This window comes from Anaerobiospirillum sp. NML120449 (assembly GCF_023051105.1).
In the GTDB taxonomy this organism is placed as follows: Bacteria; Pseudomonadota; Gammaproteobacteria; order Enterobacterales; family Succinivibrionaceae; genus Anaerobiospirillum.
On sequence record NZ_JALKIL010000014.1, the window covers coordinates 71,110 to 91,939 of the forward strand.

At 48.7% G+C, this 20,830-nt stretch carries 13 protein-coding genes; 4 read left to right on the plus strand and 9 right to left on the minus strand.

Features of this window, described 5'->3' with window-relative positions:
- Positions 1-204 precede the first annotated feature (204 nt).
- The 3 genes from MXE41_RS06020 to MXE41_RS06030 form a co-directional block, all read right to left on the minus strand.
- Entirely contained in the window at positions 205-2,025 is a 1,821-nt protein-coding gene (locus MXE41_RS06020; RefSeq protein ID WP_247099790.1) for an AMP-binding protein, read from the minus strand.
- A 394-nt stretch (positions 2,026-2,419) separates the two neighbouring features.
- Positions 2,420-4,162 carry an AMP-binding protein gene (locus tag MXE41_RS06025; RefSeq protein ID WP_247099792.1) on the minus strand — a complete coding sequence of 581 codons (1,743 nt, stop codon included), beginning with the start codon at positions 4,160-4,162 and terminating at the stop codon, positions 2,420-2,422.
- 607 nt (positions 4,163-4,769) lie between these two features.
- Positions 4,770-5,906 (minus strand): hypothetical protein, encoded by a 1,137-nt coding sequence (locus tag MXE41_RS06030; protein ID WP_247099793.1) that lies wholly within the window; start codon positions 5,904-5,906, stop codon positions 4,770-4,772.
- A gap of 567 nt (positions 5,907-6,473) precedes the next feature.
- On the opposite strand from MXE41_RS06030, the gene MXE41_RS06035 reads away from it, so the two are divergent.
- The gene (locus MXE41_RS06035; RefSeq protein ID WP_247099795.1) at positions 6,474-6,695 is read left to right on the plus strand and encodes a phosphopantetheine-binding protein; all 222 of its coding nucleotides are present in this window, start codon (positions 6,474-6,476) and stop codon (positions 6,693-6,695) included.
- A 461-nt stretch (positions 6,696-7,156) separates the two neighbouring features.
- Positions 7,157-8,404, plus strand: a complete 1,248-nt coding sequence (locus MXE41_RS06040; protein WP_247099798.1) for a hypothetical protein — start codon at positions 7,157-7,159, stop codon at positions 8,402-8,404.
- Positions 8,405-8,754: 350 nt separating this feature from the next.
- Here MXE41_RS06040 and MXE41_RS06045 read toward each other — a convergent pair whose 3' ends face one another.
- The 6 genes from MXE41_RS06045 to MXE41_RS06070 form a co-directional block, all read right to left on the minus strand.
- Entirely contained in the window at positions 8,755-10,593 is a 1,839-nt protein-coding gene (locus MXE41_RS06045) for an AMP-binding protein (protein WP_247099800.1), read from the minus strand.
- A 219-nt stretch (positions 10,594-10,812) separates the two neighbouring features.
- Positions 10,813-12,549, minus strand: coding sequence for an AMP-binding protein (locus MXE41_RS06050; RefSeq protein ID WP_247099825.1), 1,737 nt, complete (start codon positions 12,547-12,549; stop codon positions 10,813-10,815).
- The gene (locus tag MXE41_RS06055) at positions 12,480-12,638 is read right to left on the minus strand and encodes a hypothetical protein (protein WP_247099802.1); all 159 of its coding nucleotides are present in this window, start codon (positions 12,636-12,638) and stop codon (positions 12,480-12,482) included. The genes MXE41_RS06050 and MXE41_RS06055 overlap by 70 nt, the downstream gene beginning before the upstream one ends.
- Positions 12,639-12,781: 143 nt before the next feature.
- Entirely contained in the window at positions 12,782-14,530 is a 1,749-nt protein-coding gene (locus MXE41_RS06060) for an AMP-binding protein (protein ID WP_247099804.1), read from the minus strand.
- A gap of 673 nt (positions 14,531-15,203) precedes the next feature.
- A complete protein-coding gene (locus MXE41_RS06065; protein ID WP_247099807.1) occupies positions 15,204-17,072 on the minus strand; it encodes an AMP-binding protein in 1,869 nt (622 codons plus the stop codon).
- Between the two features lie 221 nt (positions 17,073-17,293).
- Positions 17,294-18,406, minus strand: coding sequence for a hypothetical protein (locus MXE41_RS06070; protein ID WP_247099809.1), 1,113 nt, complete (start codon positions 18,404-18,406; stop codon positions 17,294-17,296).
- A gap of 196 nt (positions 18,407-18,602) precedes the next feature.
- Here MXE41_RS06070 and MXE41_RS06075 point away from each other — a divergent pair, with 196 nt between their 5' ends.
- Complete coding sequence (locus MXE41_RS06075; protein WP_247099812.1) at positions 18,603-18,818, plus strand: hypothetical protein; 216 nt, start codon at positions 18,603-18,605, stop codon at positions 18,816-18,818.
- Between the two features lie 104 nt (positions 18,819-18,922).
- Positions 18,923-20,062 (plus strand): hypothetical protein, encoded by a 1,140-nt coding sequence (locus tag MXE41_RS06080; protein WP_247099814.1) that lies wholly within the window; start codon positions 18,923-18,925, stop codon positions 20,060-20,062.
- Positions 20,063-20,830 lie beyond the last annotated feature (768 nt).

The following is a 20,830-nucleotide window of genomic DNA, read 5'->3' on the forward strand; positions in this document are numbered from 1 at the left end:
CAATGATTGTATGGCACTTCTCAGTTAGAACCGTCTGGTCATGATTGCCAATCCTGATCTTAAGGAAGCAGCAAGTTGAAATAACGACCAAAATGCTTATCGCATGACGCTCGTATCAAAATTGCGACAAGGAAAAAGCTGATAAAGGCACAGCAATTTACGTACCGCCAAACACATGCAGATGCAGGCCCTGCATCCTGCCTGTTATCCCTTAAGTTCTTTACCGATAAGCTCAGAGGCCTGATTTATCACCATCTCCTTAAGGGCACGCCGGTCAACCTTGCCATTTGAGTTCAAAGGGAAAGACGGCGCAGAAACTACATATTTAGGAACCATATATGTTGCCAGCACATCATGACTTTGCCTGGAAATTCGCGCAACCTCATCGGCGTCGGCGCCCTCAATGACAGCTACCAGGATATCGGTATCAACACCTGCCATAAGCTCAGTGCACTTCATGGTTCTTACCGGGCGATCGGTAAGTTTCCCCAGCCCTTCCTCTACCTCATAAAAGGAGATACGGTAACCGGATATCTTTACCATATCGTCATTTCTGCCTATGTAGTGGAAGGTACTGAAAGTTTCCACGCCCTGAGCCTGCAGAGAGCCCGGTTTAGCCTTTGCAGTAAACATGGAGACCAGATCGCCGGTACGATACCATCTGCGTCCCTCAATGCTGATAAAGGCCTGCTCGTTCTTCTCTTTATTATTCCAGTAACCAGGAGTGACCTGTTCACCACCGATAAGAAGCTCGCCCTGAACTCCATCAGGCAGGAAATGGCCCTGTGCATCAGCTGCTGCCAGCTCTACTCCTGGCAGAGCACGACCCAGTGGAACTATGGCATGCTCAGTTGCAGGGTCATTCAGCTCTGCAAAAGTAACCTCATAATAGCTGACTGCTACCGTAGTCTCGGTAGGTCCATAGGTATTTATCAGGCGAGAGTAAGGGAATGCCTTATGGTACATGCGGGCCTGGTGATACCACAGAGCCTCTCCCAGAAAGAGGGTAATACGCACACTGTCAATGCAGACTTTATCCAGCACTTTGGTCTTTTGCATGTAAGAAACAAGAGAAGGCACAGTATGCACCACAGTAATCCCATTGCTCTGCAGATAACGGTGCGGCATCATCAAGTCTCTGGCAGATGGGCAGACCACTGTACCGCCACTTATCAGAGCTGACAGTGGGTCCTGCAGACTGATATCAAAGGTGATTTCAGCAAAATGGGAAAAGACATCTGAGCTGTTGTACTGGTAGAGCTCCAAGATACTGTTGAGATAAGCTGCATAGTTGCCATGGGACACCATCACACCTTTAGGCTGGCCGGTAGTGCCGGAGGTATAAAGAATATGCATGATGTCATCAGGCTGCACCTGGGCAGGCAAGACGACCTCGCACTCACCCTCACTGCTGCTGACTGCATTGAGCTCAGCTGATGCATGGGAAGGCGAAAGTGAGGTAGCCATTTCTGCACGTGACGCCGCTGAACTTTGCAGTACCGGGCTGACACCCATGTGCGCCAGCATGCTGCGCAGAGCAGCAGCTTTTGCCGGAGGGCAGTCGTTGCTGTCAAGCAGGGCCTGAACCATGGATTGTGCCTGATCGGATGTATTGGCAGAAACTATGAAGGTAAGACAGTCCAGCAGCGCAGGCTCGAGGTGCTCAACCATGCTAATGGCGCAGTCAAGGCACCCACCGTCGATAAATACATGACTGCACTGGGCATGTGTGATGATAAAGGCCGTCTTTTCCACAGGGAAAAGAGGATTAAGAGGAACGCAGGTTATGCCGCTCAGAAGTGAGCCAAGCAGGCTCTGGTAGGTTTCAAAGGAACGATGGGTGAGCAGACCAACGCGATATGGTCGGCGCTGACGCAAATCACGGGCAAAGGCAAATACGGCCTCACGCAGCTGGCTATAGCTGTAGTCCTCGCCATCCACGCGCAGAGCTGTTTTCTCAGGCCCCTCCATAAGGGCTTTAAAAATACGCTCAGGTACCATATGGCCAGCTGACTGATAAGTCATACATTCCTCCCTTGCCGTGCTCAAATAGAAATCTGTATAAGACAGCAGTCATGCTCTTACAAAGCATATCTGAAGTCTCTCAACAACATGATTATACAGGGAGTTTAACGGTACTGTTCAGTGAAAACCTTATCGATTCGTGCTGATGAAATGACTGGCAGACCCGCCTGATACTACTGGACAGGCAGATCTGATGTGGTGGGGACGGGCTTGTGCTGATGAAATGACTGGCAGATCTGCCTGATATTACAGGACAGGCTGGTCTGGTTCGGCTTAGGTGGGCCTGTGCTGATGAAAAGACTGCCAGACCTGCCTGATACTACTGGACAGGCTGGTCTGGTTCGGCTTAGACGGGCCTGTGCTGACGGGTTTATGGCGTTAACGCGTTTTTTGGTTAGTCGAGCAACTGTACATTGAGACTGTGTGGAGCCTGGTTGATAACCATTGCTTTGAGTGCCTTGCGGTCAGTCTTGCCATTGGCATTAAGCGGGAAGCCGTCCACAGCAATGATGTAATCCGGACGCATGTAAATGCTCATGGAGTTCTTGACCTCACTGCGCAGGTGACTGAGTTCATGCTCGTCAGCACCGGCAATGGCAACTACCAGTACCGCTTCGCTGAAGCCGTCATTTTCAATACTGCATTTCATTGCCACGGACTGCAGTGAGGTCAGATGACTGAATTCCTCTTCAACCTCGTACATTGAAATGCGAAATCCCTTGATCTTGGCCATATCGCCGCTGCGACCCAGGTAATGGTGACTGGTAAAGCTCTCACCTGCAGCGCACATTGCTGTGTTCTCAAGGGCATTATGGGTAAATGCAGTTACCTGATCGCCTGTATGGAACCAGCGCATGCCGTCACTCTCGGAAAATGCCTCTGCAGTACGCTGCTCATTTCTGAAGTATCCGGCTGTTACCTGAGGACCACCAATGAGAAGTTCACCTGTTGTACCTTCAGGTACCTCCCGACCACTTTCATCCACAACTTTGAGAGTAACAGTGTCAAAGCTGTGGCCCAGAGGCACAATGCTGTTGTCATGCTCATGACGGCTTATTTCCGCTGCGCTTACCTCATGCACACATACAATGACCGCAGCCTCAGTAGGGCCAAAGGCATTGAAAATGCGACATTGAGGGAAAGCCTGATGCCAGGCCGATACCTGACGGTACCAGAGGGCCTCACCGGCGAAAATGGCAATACGAACTGTTGGAGTCTTGACCCTTGAGAGCATGCCAGTACGTTCCATGTACTGAATCATGGAAGGGGTATTGTGAACAACTGTAATGCCATACTTTTCAAAGTAGCGCACTGGCACCATGATATCTGTCTTGGAAGGACACACTACCGAGGCTCTGCTGCACAGCGCGCAGACCACATCCTGAAGACTGATATCAAAGGTCAGCTCAGCAAAGTGGCTGAATACATCACTTTCCCTGAAGTCGTAAAAGTCCATTGTGGAAGCGAAATAGGCTTCGTAATTAGACCTGAGGACCATTACACCCTTGGGCTGACCAGTGGTGCCGGAGGTATACAGTATGTGCATGACCTCAGAGCCATCACATTCATATGGTCTGAAGCTCTCAACATTAAAATTCTGCGGATCAGCTGCTATGACTTTAAGACTGGCAAGGAATGCAGCTGCTCTGGCCTTTACAGCGTCGTCCAGACCTTCATTCTCAATGACCTGATCCACCCTGGACTTAATCATCTGCATACCGGCAGGTGACACGAGGAAAGTAATGCGCTCTATCTGCAGATCACTGAGATGATTGATGATAAGGTCACAGGCATAGTCGCAGCCGTGACTGTCGATATACAGGTGGGAGCACTGGCAGTGGTCGATGATGAAAGCGTTCTTAGGCTCAGGGTGTACGGAGCTTATTGGCACATAGCAGGTGCTGCTTAATATGGATGCCAGGATAATGAAGTAGGTTTCAGGAGCACGGCTGGTCATAATGGCCAGTCTTTGTGGCTTAAAGCTGCTTAAATCACTGGCGGCTGCATAGACATGGCTGCGCAGCTGGTCGTAACTGAACTGCTCATCATTGGCAATAAGAGCTGTCCTGGCACCGCCATCATTCAGGGCAAGAAAAAGCCTTTGATTGAGGCTGAGATGTTCAGCAGCTGAGGACATGTCCGTACTCCACAGTAAATTTAACTAAAATTCCGGTGACTGATAGCGGCGGTTCCCGCCATGGTTAAAAGAAGAGCCTGCTATACGCAGAATATCGCCCTGTAACCCCCATATCCTGCTGCAGCACCCCGTCAAACTGGTTCAGATGCAGCTGGAATGATCCCTGGTCTGCCCAATGATGTCGACACCAGTGGCTGCATGGCTTTCAAAAAGCACACCAGACAACATGGCGTAAAGGATGGGCTGTGAGCCACGATTATACAGTGCTATCAACAGTCATGTTACAGATATCCAGGTTACCAGTGTTAATTTTAGAGATGTACAGTAAAACCGGCACCATGGAAAAGCATTTTCGACAGTGAAACTGTATGATGAGCCGCGCAGCTGTGACTTCAAAACAATCACAAACCATGCAGGTTACCGGAATAAAAGCCCGCACAACTTTCCGACTTAGAGGTTATAACTGCACGAACCTGCGCAGCCCCTCCCATACCAGGCTTCAGTTGCAGGGATCCACTGTGCCAGAGCTTGTCAGACAGGCTAACTGTTATACATTCAAATGAGAGTGCATTTGACTGAGTTGCACACCTTTCATGGAGCTGCTCTGTCAGTCAGCAGCCGACCTCTTGTCACTGAGATCAATCACCTGCCATGTGGTGATTTCCAGGTTGTCAAAGGTCCATGGACTGCTTTCCATATCAGCAATCTGCGCCTGGGTCAGAGCAGGACCGTTGCAGTACCACAGCTCATTGGCTGCAAACTCGCGGCGCATACAGTCAAGCATGTACTTCAGAGGGCCAAGGCACAGGAATCGTCCTGCAAAGCGCGGACGCACGTTGACATCATCCTGTGGCCAGATATGAGGCCATTTACAGATAGCCAGAAAGAAGCGCCCCATGTTAACTTCGGTATTTGTGCACAGCTGACGCACAAAGTAGAAACAGCTGAAATCTGCACCATCGTGTTCCCAGCTGCCCCCGGCTCTGGTCATTACCTTACCCGTGAACTGCTTGAACATACGCTGGGAACTGCGCAGCTCATGCTCCAGATAGTGCACGAAGGTAATGTAATGAATACTGCCGAGCATCAGATAACGGGCATTACGCTCAAGCAGATATGACACTATGGACGGGGCGGAATAACGCAAGGTGTCATTGGTTGTCCGTATTTGCCTGATATTGTAGTACTCAGACTGTGCTGGTGCAGCGGCAACATCAGCCGTAATGGCATGGCACGAAGCTGACTGTGACACCTCACACTGTTCTTGCTCGAGATCATGTCCAAGACAGTGGTAGGGAGCAAAAGGGCGGTATTTACGGCCCTCAGCCTGAGCCTTTGCATCTGCAGCAAGGCGATGCTGCTGGTGCAGACGCAGGTCATGCATGGTAACCACTACCCAGGAAAATATCGGATCTACAGTACGTACGCCTATGCCCTCATCAATACAGTAATTGGCAATGACATTAACTGTACTGCGATCTTTCCATGGATCAAAATCCTTACCGCTGCAGAAGCTGTAAGTAAAAGCACTCATGGCCAGTACACCTGTTTCTCCAAGGATGGAGAAAAGGGCATCAAGATAAAACTGGCTCAGATGCTGACCTTTGAGATCAGGCATGCCAAATTCACCCACAGAGCTGAACATTGCTACTGTCTGGCCCTCTTTAAGGCCATTGTTGCGCAGAACTTCAATCAATTCGTCTCTGCTCCAGCGGGCAGGCTTACTTTCACTGATCTTATGCATATGATCTCCGGCTCGGGCTTATATTCAATGAGGATAAAGCCCGGATAACCATGCTGTTTGTTCCTGTCTCATTCCAGGTCGTACCATGACTTTATGTGCTGTACGAGATATTACTGTCTTTAAGGTAACACAGGCAGAACAGCGCGGGTTAAAATGACAGACCAGGAGCCAGCTGCACAATCATGGTGAATGCCTGTCTATGTAACACTTTGTCCACTGCTCTCTGGAATAAAGTCTGTTTTATGATAACCTGAATACCCCTGCATTGCCATGCGTCCACAATGTCCACTTGCCGACAGGCCAGTCCCATCAAGGCAAGCAAATTCCTGGACTAAAGATGCATCTCAGCTAAATCCACATCCTGGTGGAGGCCTTTGAGCTGTATCAACAGCTCCATCCTGAGCTCAATAAGTATGCAAGGACAACCTGTAAAGGAAAAACTGGCAGGTATGTCCGGCAAGTCTGACCGGCATATGTGTTAATTTTTGCAGACTAAAAGATTTATATTTACATATTTAAGGAGAAGTAATGCCTGGGCTCACGCTTGCCTGGCATGCTGATTAAGCTATGACAAAAGAAGAGTTTTATGAGCTGTTTGAGCAGATATGCGGTATTAAGGGTGATGACAACCTCAACTTCGTAGAAGAAGACAACTTCAATTCCGTTGCCTGTATCAGCATGATGTCGGAGCTTGAATCACGTGGTGCAGCCCTTGATATTATGGATATCATGGAGTGTGGCACCCTGATTGATTTCTACAACCTGGTTAAGGCTGAGATCGATGAGTAAAACCTCATGGTCTGATTGAAGTTCAAGCATGCTATGGACCTGCCTGAGCCAGCCTCAGGCAGTATTCTCTTGATCTGCATGAGCCGGGCTCAGGCAGTATCCTCTGGATATGCATAAGCCGACCTCAGGCAGTATCCTCTGGATACGTATGAGCCGACCTCAGGCAGTATGCTCACATGCAAAAAGATATTTGTCAGTTTTGAAATTTCTCAACCGACTTTCTTTGCCCGCAGGTCAGCAATGTGCGGTGTTCAGATCACCCTGCCTCTTGATAATGCCTGCCACTGCCTGAAGGACTGTACCAGTCAGTGTCCATGCTGAATACATTCATGCTTATAGATTACTGTGTTCCCAGTCCATGATAACTCAGACATCCCACTTTACTGACATCAAAACAGACCTTCTTATCATATTTCCGCTCCTGCCATCACACAGCGCTTAGGACCCAAAAGGTACATCATATGTTCAGCAACAATATCCATATGGAATTAAGCCGCTCACCTGATTTGAAGGTTCTCTATTCAGATCAGAAGCACCGTCTCATGCTCCATCCTGAATATGATTGCCGCTCTGCTCTCAATAAGCTAATTTATACAGTAAAGCCTCTGGCCCCAGCCGGAAAAAGCATCGGCGATCTGAGCATTGACAATGCCGCAGCATCAGACAAGTTCATGAAGGTATGGGACAGCGCGGGCAAGCTTGTAGATGACAGCATGCTCCGACTGTCTGTACTGTTACGTATCTGTACCAGTGTCGGTTGTGAGTTACTAAAAGGCAGTGCCTGTCACGTTCCCGGTACGATGGGAAATGAGGCAGCATCTGATTCTGATGCCCAGGGCAGTGGCCGTATATACGCACTCACCCCAGTTGAAGCCCGTAAACTTCTTGGAGACTCTCTTTCATTATGGAATGAGTCAGGCTATAAGGTTCCTGATGGAGAGGACCTGCACGGAGTCGCTTTAAGCATCTACCTTCCATCCATGCCTGCTGAACTTTTTGACCCCGCTACATGCTTTATAATGCATTATGGTACATGGCACTGTCAGGAAAGTTTATTCAACAGGTGCTTTGCCGGTGTTATGGACCAGAATGTCCACTTCGACGGTGTTACTCTGCCAGTACCAGCCAGTGACCCGGCATCAGATGCAGCCCCATCAATTACTGCGCCCCTGGCTGATACAGCCCTGTCAAGCACTGCATCTCAGGCTGATACAGCCGTCAACGACGAGCGCTCATGGTCCGACAAGATGGGAGATGCCAATTTCCTTGCCCAGTACGGGCTGGAGCCGTGTGACTTTGCGACAGAAGATGAGCTCTCTGAGATTTACTCAATAAATGATAAGGCCTTTGCCAGCCACTATCTGTATAACAACTTCAATAAAGAAGTCATAAGACAGCGCATTGAACAGGGTATGGTACAGGTGCTTCGTGACGACGAGGGTAATATCGAGTTTGTCACTGTGTTCAAATGCCTGACAGACCGTGGCTTCATCGACTTCTTTGTACGCAATCCATGCTCTAAAAACCGTGGACTTGCCATGCAGATGACCGCTAAAAACATTGCTTTTGGCCGCATGAGGGGCTGGAATCGCATCACTCTATGTCATCTGACCAGAACCGGCGCACTCAAAAGAATATATACCAGTGTAGGATATCAGCCTGATCAGCCTTTCAACTGCATCATTTCCCACAATGGCCCGGCAATATAACCACCTTGATCTGCTCCGCCAGCCTGTCCTATACCATTAGAGCCCGAGCCTGGCAGCAGACAGCGGCTGCACAGCCTGAGTATTCGCAAGGTGGCGGTGCCATACGGTTTCGGACCCCATGTTCCTGCTCAAAACCCAGGTGTTCCTGGGCTGCATGACAAATTCAAAAGGCTGAAATGACGAACAGGCCCTGGCTTGATGCCGGGGCCTGTTCGTATGTACCGCCAATACGGTCAGCTGACCGCAGCGCCTGCGGGGCCTTATGGGCTCTGCTCCGGTCCATTGACCGATGCGCCTGTGGGACCTTATGGGCTCTGCACCGGTCAGCTGACCGCAGCGCCTGTGGGGCCTTATGGATGGAGCTTAAGTCCGAAAATCTCAGGAGCTTTCTCCAGAATGATTTCCTTAATCGCTCTGCGGTCGACCTTGCCACTGGTGTTCAGAGGAAAAGCAGGCAGGAAGGTCATATAACGAGGCCACATATACCCCGGAAGTACCTGTGGCATTTGCTTTTTGACTGATTCGACAAGACTGCTGTCTGCACCTTCAATAACTGCTACTATTACCGGATGATCGACACCGTCGAAAGGTTCACAGCACTTTATCGCTCTTATCTGATGATCGGTTATGAAGCTGATCTTCTCCTCGACCTCAAGCAGTGAAATCCTGAAGCTGCTAACCTTGACTGTATCATCATTGCGCCCCAGATAGTGATAGCAGACAATTCTTTTTCCTGCCTTTCCATGATAGCAGTCATGTTCGAGCAACCTTACAGATGATTTGACAAGGTCTCCTGTGCGATACCAGTGGCGGCCATCGAGCTCAATAAAGGCCTGCCTGCCATTTTTCTGCCCTTGCCAGTAACCAGGTGATACCTGATCGCCTGATATAAGCAGCTCACCTTGCTGACCTGCCGCAACCTCATCAAGATTTTCATCAACGATCCTGAACTCAATGCCAGGCAGACATGGTCCCATAGGCACATCGGCATAATAATCAAGACCCTGCTCTATTTCATCGGGCAGAGCCTCATAAGCTGTTACATGCACAGTACCTTCTGTAGGGCCATAGGCATTAACAATACGGGCATCAGGAAAGACCTTATGAAACTGTCTTGCCTGTGAGTACCACAGAGGCTCGCCAGCAAACACCGCCAGACGCAGACAATTTACTTTGACCCTGTCGATAATGCGCAGGCGCTTGAGGTATGCAATAAGTGGAGGGGTAGCCTGAGTTACAGTAATGCCGTTATCGGCGATATATTTATGAGGCACGGTTCTGTCGCGCTGCGACGGGCATACCAGTGTTCCGCCGCAGATAATTGCGCAAAGAGGGTCTGCAAGGCTGGTATCAAAGGTAATTTCCGCATAATGACTGAACACGTCATCACTGGTGAACTCGAAGAGATTCAGCAGCTTGTCAAGGTAGGCAGCATAATTGCCATGGGTAATCATGACTCCCTTGGGATTACCTGTTGTGCCCGAGGTGTATATGACATGCAGCAGGTCATCAGAGTCCACGGTGCCCACCAGTGCAGCAGCACCGCCTTCATCATCACCCAGATCCTTGAGCTCAAGCAGCTTCAGGCGCGATTTGAACAGAACTGCCCGTCTATTAAAATCATCATCAGCTCCAGTATCCCTGCCATCCGGAAAAGACTGAGTTTGGCGGCTGGCAGTATTGCGTGCTCTGTTATCAAGTTCACTCTCTATCAGTGCAGCCGTTTCTGGCAGGACAAGAAAGGTTATATCTGACAGCTGCACATCAGTCATATGCTCCAGGGCAGCGTCTGTTACTGAAAGGGCGCTTACACTGTCCATTAAGACATGGGTGCACTGAGCATGGGTAATGATAAAGGCAATACGGGATGCAGGATGAATTGGGGTAAGAGGTACGCACTCGGTGGCGGTCATCAAGGCTGCGTACAGACACTGGTAGGTCTCAAAAGACTCACGGGCAATGATACCAAGACGGCCAGCCTTGATATCTACAAGAGCTGCAGCCAGACTGAAAACACCGTTCTTAAGGTCTTTATAAGTATATCTGTTACCGTTTACTACCAGAGCAACTTTATTGCTCTCACCGTTCAACAGGCCATTATAAATTCGTTCAGGAATGCTTTTTCCTGATGCTATGGCTCCCAAAATAAGCTCCTTGATATTTTGTAAAGTGTTTAGTCGCACAATCATTGACGCAGGCATATCCACTGCTACTGCAGGCACATATGCAGTACAGGTACATGCAAAACATCTTGCACAATTGCTGATACAGTTTCTGATACAGGTGCTGATGCTGCTGCAGGTGCAGCAGGTGCAGGGAAGTATACGGTGATGTTCTGGCCACTGCATGCATGCATGGGAAACAAGGCGCTCTGAAGCTATATGTTAAAGGTGCTTTTGACGAACCCGCTATGGTCTTAAAGTTATCCCAAATTTCTCTGGTGCGACGCTGATGAGCATATCTTTAAGAGCGCGTCGGTCTACCTTGCCATTGGTATTGAGCGGAAACTCTGGCACACAGAGCATGAATTTTGGCCTCATATAGTCAGGCAGAACCTGAGCCATTCTGTCTTTGATGCTTTCCATATCCTTATCACTGCCACCCTCAATAAGTGCGGCCATGACAGTTACATCAAGTCCGTCATAAGTTTCATTGCAGGACACGGTCACTACTGCGTGCTCTGTGAGCATGGCCAGCTTTTCATCAACCTCATACAGGGAAATGCGGTAGCTGCCTACCTTGACCATATCGTCATTGCGTCCAATATAGTGCCAGCAGGTAAAGCCTTCACCTGCGCTGCCGTGCAGGCAGTCAGAGACTGCAGTGCCGGTGCTGGCCCTGACTATGTCGCCGGTACGGTACCAGCGGCTGCCATTACGCTCTATAAAAGCATTACTGTTTTTTGCCTCGTTGTGCCAGTACCCGGCTGTTACCTGATCGCCGCCAATCAGCAGCTCTCCAGCTGCTCCTGCAGCGACAGGTGCAAGATGCTCATCAACAGCCAGCAGTTCGACGCCAGTAAACGCACGGCCCAGAGGTACTATGGTGTACTCAAGGCTGTCATCTTCGAGATCAGCTGGTAATACCTCGTAGCCGCTTACAGCAACAGTAGCTTCGGTAGGTCCGTAGGTGTTGATAAGCCTTGCTGAGGGAGCCATTTTATGAAGCTGACGCAGCTGATGGAACCACAGCGCCTCGCCAATCAGGATACACATACGCAGTGATGGCAGTTTTATTCTGTCAACGACTCTTATTCTGTGCATGTAAGAAATCATTGATGGAGAGGCATGAAGAACCGTAATTGCATTGTCCAGCAGATACTTGTGAGGCGCTGCTCTGTCCCTGTCAGATGGACAGACCAGAGTTGCACCGCTGATGATGGAGCAGAGCACATCCTGCAGACTGATATCAAAAGTAATTTCTGCAAAATGTGAAAAGACATCGTCACTGCCAAACTGGTACATCTTAAGAATTCTGGTCAGATAAACAGCGTAATTACCCTGCGTTACCATTACACCTTTAGGCTCGCCTGTAGTGCCTGAGGTGTAAAGAATATGCATGATATTGTCTGCATCGACCTCCGGAACTTTAAAGTCCACATCATCTGCGGCCACGGCTTTAAAGTCAGGCAGAGTCACCAGTCGTGCTCTGAACAACTCGACCTTGCCAGATGTACCAGCCATGTCAGCAGTTGCAGCCGCGTCGGCTGCTTCGCCTGCTTTGGCTGATTCACCCTCATTGACTGATTCACCAGCACTGGCTAATAGCTGCAGTTGCTGGTCCAGTGCCTCATTAACAGCTATGACTGCTGACTCAGACGCAATAAAGGTGAGCCTGCTTATTTGCTCTGCAGACAGATAATCAAGCACGGTCTTTACCACGTCACCGGCATATTCACTGTCAATAAAGACGTGAGTACATGCCGAGTGCTCGATGATGAAAGCATTCTTGAGTGCAGGAAAACGTGGATTAAGGGGAGCTGCTGTGATGCCACTGAGAAGTGAGCCCAGCAGAGACTGATAAGTCTCAAAGGTACCACGGGTATACAGAGCAATCCGCCCGGCATTTAGATGCTTTACAAAAGAGGCAAAAGTGAATACTGCTTGCCTAAGCTCTGTGTAGCTGTATCTGCTCCCTTTAACAATAAGGGCACAATCCCGTTTACCCCCCCCCCCATTGATAAACCATTATATATGAATTCAGGAATGCTTTTTCCTGACTCTATTTCAGACATCAATTTTCCTTATTCATTTTTCAAAGCGTTCAATTGCATAACCGACCGACACACGGACAGTATACAGGTGTGGCGAAGTGACTTCATGAACGCAAATGATCAACTTTTGAGCCATAGACCTAAAGGTACCTTTGCTCAATATGCTACGGTCTTAAAGTTAATCCAAACTTCTCTGGTGCGTTGCTGATGAGCATATCTTTAAGAGAGCGTCGGTCTACCTTGCCATTGGTATTGAGCGGAAACTCTGGCACACAGAGCATGAATTTTGGCCTCATATAGTCAGGCAGAACCTGAGCCATTCTGTCTTTGATGCTTTCAATCTCCTTATCAGTGCCACCCTCAATAAGAGCGGCCATGACAGTAAAATCAAGTCCGTCATAAGTTTCATTGCAGGACACGGTCACTACTGCGTGCTCTGTGAGCATGGCCAGCTTTTCATCAACCTCATACAGGGAAATGCGATAGCTGCCTACCTTGACCATATCGTCATTGCGTCCAATATAGTGCCAGCAGGTAAAGCCTTCACCTGCGCTGCCGTGCAGGCAGTCAGCGAGTACAGTGCCGTTGCTGGCCCTGACTATGTCGCCGGTACGGTACCAGCGGCTGCCATTACGCTCTATAAAAGCATTGCTGTTTTTTGCCTCATTGTGCCAGTACCCTGCTGTTACCTGATCGCCGCCAATAAGCAGCTCTCCAGCTGCTCCTGCAGCTACAGGTGCAAGATGCTCATCAACAGCCAGCAGTTCGACGCCAGTAAAGGCACGGCCCAGAGGCACTATGGTGTACTCAAGGCTGTCATCTTCGAGATCAGCTGGAAATACCTCGTAGCCGCTTACAGCAACAGTAGCCTCGGTAGGTCCGTAGGTGTTGATAAGCCTTGCTGAGGGGGCCATTTTATGAAGCTGACGCAGCTGATGGAACCAAAGCGCCTCGCCAATCAGGATACACATACGCAGTGATGGCAGTTTTATTCTGTCAACGACCCTTATTCTGTGCATGTAAGAAATCATTGATGGAGAGGTATGAAGAACCGTAATCCCATTGTCCAGCATATACTTGTGCGGCGCTGCTCTGTCCCTGTTAGATGGACATACCAGAGTTGCACCGCATATGATGGAGCAGAGCACATCCTGCAGACTCATATCAAAGGTAATCTCTGCAAAATGTGAAAATACATCGTCACTGCCAAACTGGTACATCTTAAGAATTCTGGTCAGATAAACAGCGTAATTACCCTGCGTTACCATTACACCTTTAGGCTCGCCTGTAGTGCCTGAGGTGTAAAGAATATGCATGATATTGTCTGCATCGACCTCAGGAACTTTAAAGTCCACATCAACTGCGGCCCCGGCTTTAAAGTCAGGCAGAGCCACCAGTCGTTCTCTGAACAACTTGACCTTGCCAGACGTACCAGCCATGTCAGCAGTTGCAGCCGCGTCGGCTGCTTCAGCTGCTTTGGCTGATTCACCCGCATTGGCTGATAGCTGCAGTTGCTGGTCCAGTGCACCATTAACAGCTGTGACAGCTGGCTCAGACGCAATAAAGGTGAGCCTGCTTATTTGCTCTGCTGGCAGGTGTTCAAGCACGGTCTTTACCACGTCATCGGCACATTCACTGTCAATAAAGACGTGGGTACATGCCGAGTGCTCGATGATGAAAGCATTTTTAAGGGCAGGAAAACGTGGATTAAGGGGAACTGTTGTGATGCCACTGAGAAGTGAACCCAGCAGAGACTGATAAGTCTCAAAGGTACCACGGGTATACAGAGCAATCCGCCCGGCATTAAGATGCTTTACAAAAGAGGCAAAAGTGAATACTGCTTTCCTAAGCTCTGTGTAGCTGTATCTGTTTCCTTCAACAATCAGGGCGCAATTTTGTTTACCCCCCCCCATTGATAAACTGTTATATATGCGTTCAGGAACGCTCTGTCCTGAGGCTATGGTATGCATAAATGCTCCGTTAAAAGGTGGGATATTTGCCCTGTTTATCAAAATCTGACTGTATTTCACTATTGCTACCTGGCCAGTGGGCCCCATTCAGACTGATACTATGTATAAGCTTAAATATCAGCACTGACTGCAAAGCTGCTGGAAAGTTGCAGGATATTGAAATGCGAGTATAAACTTTCTTACTAAACCCGTAAAGAGAGTATCCTGGCGTATAAAAGCTGATAAGAGATCCAGCCTGAGACCAGGACCAGGCCATCCAGATTTAAACGCTCAACGGGCAAGTGACTTTAAACTCCCCAGCAGCCGGCATATTAAGCTGATAATGCTCTACAAAGCCGTTAGAACAACACATAATCTTGTTAGAACACGGTGCAAGGTCTTGTACAGTCGTGCACGTTGTTGTTAAGTCATAAAGTAGACTGAGATGCCCAACATTTAATGGGGTACAACCGGACTCAGGTCAGAAGAGAGCATGGCAGAGGGCTTTATGGCTGTATGACTGTTCCAGCACAGTGTCATGCCAAGTGCAGCATGCATGCCGGCGCCTGTACTCTATGCATGGCTGATATACTGGGCAGCGCCGGGCATTGCAGTTATGACGTGATGTCTTTAACAGCTATGGGTTGAGTTTTATGCCGTACTCGTTCCTTGCCTTTTCAATGACCATGTTCTTGAGGGCAAGACGGTCTGTTTTGCGGTTGACGTTGCGCGGGAACTCTTCAATGCTGAAGAAGTGTCGTGGCTGCATGTATTTGCTGAGCTTTGAGCGCATTGCCTCATTGATGCTGGCCAGCTCCTCATCAGTTGCGCCCTCAAGAGCTGCAACGACTCTGGCCTCATCAAACTCTCCATTTCTTACAGTGCAGCGCATTACCTTGACTGGTCTGTCAGTCAGCTTGCCCAGCTGCTCCTCTACCTCGTAAAAAGAGACACGGTAGGTACCTACCTTCATCATGTCGTCATTACGGCCAATGTAGCGGTAGCAGGTAAAAGTTTCACCGGCCTTGCCATGCAGGCAGTCCTCAGTAATGGTTTCGGTGCCGGCTACCACCTGATCGCCTGTACGGTACCAGTTAACACCATCCTTTCTGAAGAAAGCAGCAGCATTACGTTCAGGGCTGTTGTAGTAACCTGAAGTAATCTGATTGCCACCCACGATAAGCTCACCAGGTGTTCCATCAGGGACAGGATTACCCTGCGCATCGGCTACATAAACCTGTACGCTGTCGAACATCCTGCCCAGAGGTACTATGCTGCGCGGACAGTCGTCCTTTTCAAGCTGTGAAAATGGAACATCGTAGTAGCAGAAGATGACGGTGCACTCGGTCGGACCATAGGTGTTTAACAGTATTGAGTTTGGAAAGGTATTGTGGAACATTTTCAGATGATGCATCCACAGAGCCTCTCCGACAAAGATTGTCAGACGAAGGCTCTCAAACTTCTTTTTCTCCAGAACATGGATAGTGCTCAGATATGAGATTATGTGAGGTCCGGTATGCAGCACTGTGATCCTGTGATCATCAACATACTTATGGATTAGCATAAGATCGCGCTTATCCGGTATGACTACTGTACCGCCACATACCAGAGCGCAGGCAGTATCCTGAAGGCTGATGTCAAAAGTGGACTCTGACAGTGAGCTGAAGACGTCAGTCTCCCTGAGCTGGTAGCGTCTCATGATCTGGTCAAAGTAAATTGAGTAATTGTCCCAGGTGACAGCAACACTCTTGGACTGACCAGTAGATCCTGAGGTAAACATGAAGTGCATGATGGCCTCAGTATCAAAATCCTCCCCAGGATACCAGCTGGTTTCCGGCATGCCGTCAGCTGTGAGTGGGCGCGGCTCAAAAACCATGAGCTTGCTCTTCATGGCATCAATGCGCTCACTGATGTCAGGTATCTGTGCTGTCAGTACGCTCTCGTCCGATTTGCTCTGTGTTGCCTGAGCAGTGCTGTCCGCTGCCTGGTGCAAAATTGCTGCTTCAGAACTTTGAGACAGGGCTGATCTGACAGCTGTGTCGCGTAACTCATCAAGTGCTTTAACTGTTGCTTTGACGCCATCTGCCAGGGCAAGGAAGGAAAGAGAGCTGATCTTTTCAGGGGACAGCTGAGTAACGACTGAGCTGACAGCCCGCTCGGCAGCGTCTTCATCAATGAAAATATGAGTAAGCTCAGAGTGGCTGATGATAAAGCCATTACGCGGATCAGCAAATTCCGGATTAAGCGGAACGTTGGAGATATTGCTCAAGATTGAAGCCAGAACAGCAACACTGCCAAAATAGCTGTGACGGGCATAGATTCCCAGTCTAATTCCAGGCACACTACGCAGTTGACTGATGGTTGCAGCGAAGCTGAATACATCATTTCTCAGCTGAGTGTAGGATACATTATTGTCCTTATAAACAAGAGCGGTCTTGTCGCCGCCCTTTTCCAGGGACTTATAGAGCCTTTCGTGGAAGTTTGGGATTTCCTTTGACAGAGACATTATGTTTCCTTGATTGAGTAAACCTGTAAAGTTATCTGTGGGACGGTCAATACAGCCTCACATGCAGCAATGGCGTTTGTGATTATAAATATATAAATGCTAACCAAAACGGCTTATTTTCGGGCAATTATACAGAAAACAGCGCAGGGAACAATCACATCTGAACAGAACAGTTTTCGACTGAAATACTGTCTGGCTGTACCTGAAACCCTTTGAATTTCTTATTTCCACCTGTCGTTGAGATCAGCTACCAGATATGTACGAATATCCATATCGCACTCCTCAACCATTCCTGATTTCAGAGCAAGCAGCTCTTTATCGGAAAGCTCAGGTCCAGTGCAGTACCACAAGGGATCTTCACGATTGCACTTCTCGATATTGGCAATCATGTACTCAAGAGATGCGCATATCATCCATGATGCTCCCAGAGGCAGGTAAACACAGCTCTCCGGGCCGGTATCAAAGTCAGGCCACCTGCACAGAGCCTGGAAGCACTTACGCTTATCCGCTACTGTATTAGGGCAGAAAACTCGCACATAGTAATAGCAGGTGTAATCTTCGGCATCCATATCCCAGCTGCCGTTAAAGCGTGTTTTAACCTTTCCTGTAAAAGATTTTAGAAAGCGATATGCATTACCGTCACGACGCTCCACATTATGTATAAAGGTCATGTAATAGCACCAGCCCAGCATGACATAACGGGCCTTTCTTGCCAGCAGGAATGAGGTTATAGAGGGTTCATCAAAGCGCAGACAGTCATTAGTAAAGCTCAGTGTACGCACCAGATTGTACTGTGACACCTCAGGAGGTGCTGGCCAGCAGCATTCATCATTTTCAGCGCAGCTGTCAGATCCTGAGTTAGGAGCATTTTCAAGACAGGAAAAAGGAAACAATCCTGCCTGAACTGCAGCTCCTTTGTAATTTTGACTGAGTCTTGAGCGCTGATATTGTTCAAACAGTCTGAGATCGTGGAGTGTCACCAGCATATAGGAAAATACCGGGTCGACAGTGCGCACACCAATGCCATTATCAATACAGTAATTGGCAATCACATTTACAGTACTGCGTGTTGTCCAGGGATCAAAATCCTTACCATCACAAAAGGAGTAGGTATAGGCGGTTATGACAAGAATGCCATTTTCTCCCAGAACTCTGAACAGGGCATCGAGGTAGAAATGGCAGATGTGCTCTCCGTTGAGCTCTGGAACGCCAAAGTCCATGATACTGCTGTATATCACTGCAGTATCTCCTTCTTTGAGCCCGCCTTTCAAAAGATTGTCGATGAGATCCTGTTTAGTCCAGCGCTTCTTACTGTCTGTGGCTTCAAGGGTCATGTTCTTTTACCTTTGTCCCTGCATAAAGTTAAAATGCAAAAAAATCCGGAACAGTTTATACTTTCTGGCATAATAAGTTAACAGGCAAAATAGATACATGACTGTCAAAACGTCAACACGTATGCCCAAGTTGTTTATCCTTGTGGTTAGCTTTAATAAAAACTGCAGTACCTGTATGACAGGTTGAGAAATTTTGATGACTAAAGAAGAGTTCTACGCAATTTTTGAGCGTCTTACAGGAATAAAGGCTGAGGACAGCCTTGTCTATAATGATGAGCCCCGCTTTGACTCTGTTGCCATGGTCAGCCTTATTGCCGAGGTTGACGATAAGGGCTTCATTGTGGACATAGTGGATATTCTTGATTCTGAAAATCTGCTCGCTCTGTACCAGACAGTCAAACCTGCTGCCTGACCTGATATATCCTGAAAAGCGGATATTTCCTGAAACATGTATACACCCTGAAACGGGCTTTCACTCAAAGAAAGAACCTGCCATCAACCAAGCATGGAGACAGCATGCCAAGCAATAATCCATATCCTGATCTTTATGACTGCAGGGGTCTGCAGATTATGTACAGGGATACGGCCAATCAGCTGGTGACTCTGCCAGAGTTCTGGAGCCGGGATCACCTCAACTATCTTATTTACGTAGTTGAAGACCTGCAAGATGTAACTGAATGCCTGATTCCAGCGGATATTTCTGATCTGACCTCTCAGTGCACAGTTATGCTGGCTTACGACTCTCAGGGAAAGATTATAGCTGACGGGTGGCTGCGAACCAGCCTCCTCATGCATCTATGCTCTGTCAAGGGACATAATATCCTTAAAGGCTGGCAGACAAGAAAACTGGGCGACGGCACCTCAGAATACCCTCTTATCTATGAGCTGAGCAGTCAGCAGGTTGCTGATTTTATGGGACCGGCTGCCGATTATTTCCGCAGTCAGGGAGTTAGCCTCGACACAAGTGATAACTCCCGTCCTGCCTTGAGCATTTATCTGCCCAAAGCCCTGGAGACCCCGGTTGATCCGGCGACCTGCTTTGCCCTGCACACAAAGACTACCCCTGATCAAACACAAATGTTCAGAGAGCTTCTGGCCGGCTTTATGGACTGTGCGTTCTCTCTTACCGGCAAGTCAATTCCGGTTGAGTATGCGCCAGGAACATATCCGCAGGGAGCACTGGATCTGGGCCCTGAAATGGTTACCCCTGAGCTTCTGGCCTCAGCAGGTCTTGATGAGACCTGTTTTCCAACCATGGATGAGGCTGAGTTCATCTATCAGCAATCATTCAACAAGTTTCCAGATGGCTATATCTACAACTACCTCAGTCACGATCTGGTATATGGGCGAATGGATCTGAAAACCCTTCTGGTGCTGCGCGACGAGGAGGGCAAGATTGAGATGTTTACGATTAACAAGCACCGCCGTCAGGGCTTTGGCTTTATCGATTATCTCATCAGAGTTCCTGAATCAAAGCACACTCATCTGGGAAGTAAGATGATGGACTTATTGATGCGTTATGCCCGCCTGCGTGGCTGGAAGTCAATAGCCCTGTGTCACGACAGTATGTCTCCTTTCCATGACAGCTACTACCGCTCTCTTGGATTTGACGACGCACCTGAGTACAACTGCATTACGTCATACGTAAAGCACTGACAGCGCATATGATCAACCGTTTAAGGTTGACCACTTTCGTTTGGAGCGTATCAGGTCGGCCCCTCGCATCGAGCCTTTCAGGTTTACAACCATAGTGTCGAGCGACTACGGTTTACCTCGCTTGTGTCGAGCGTTTCCGGCTCCCCACCCTTGTGTAGAGCGTTTCCGGTTTACCTCCATCGTGTAAAGTGCCTCAGGTCGACCATTTGGCTTAACAACTACAAGGTCGAGCATATCCTGGCACCTGGGCCCATGAGTCCAGGGCCCCTGCGCCCCTGGACTACTGCTGTCGCCACTGCAGTGAAATGTTATGCTCTCCATAATACAGCCCTTACGCTGCCGCCTGGCAGGTGCCGATCATGCAGGTGCAGCTTATGCTTATACTCCCTGGTTAAGGCCATGGGCACAGCATAAAGCCCTCTGCGTAAAATTCGCAGAGGGCTTTATCTTTTCCGGGCATGAGATTTGAATGCAGGCCTTTTATCTGCGCTCTGCTACAGTGCAGTGCCAGATTCTCGCCTGAGAGCTTTTTGCCTTATTTTCAGGACCAATATGTAAGACCAGAACGGTCAGGCAGGAGCTGCCTTTGGTGATGAATTGCTGCGCCCTGGAAGTCCAGCATACGGACACAATGACAATACCCGGTGGGCAAGTGACCTGAATTTACTGTGTAGAGTGTTTTAAGGACAGCCGCTATGCACCAAATGTGACAAACAGCGGATAAACTTCCTGTCAGAGTATTTTTCTGATGAAAACAGGCTGTTTTCG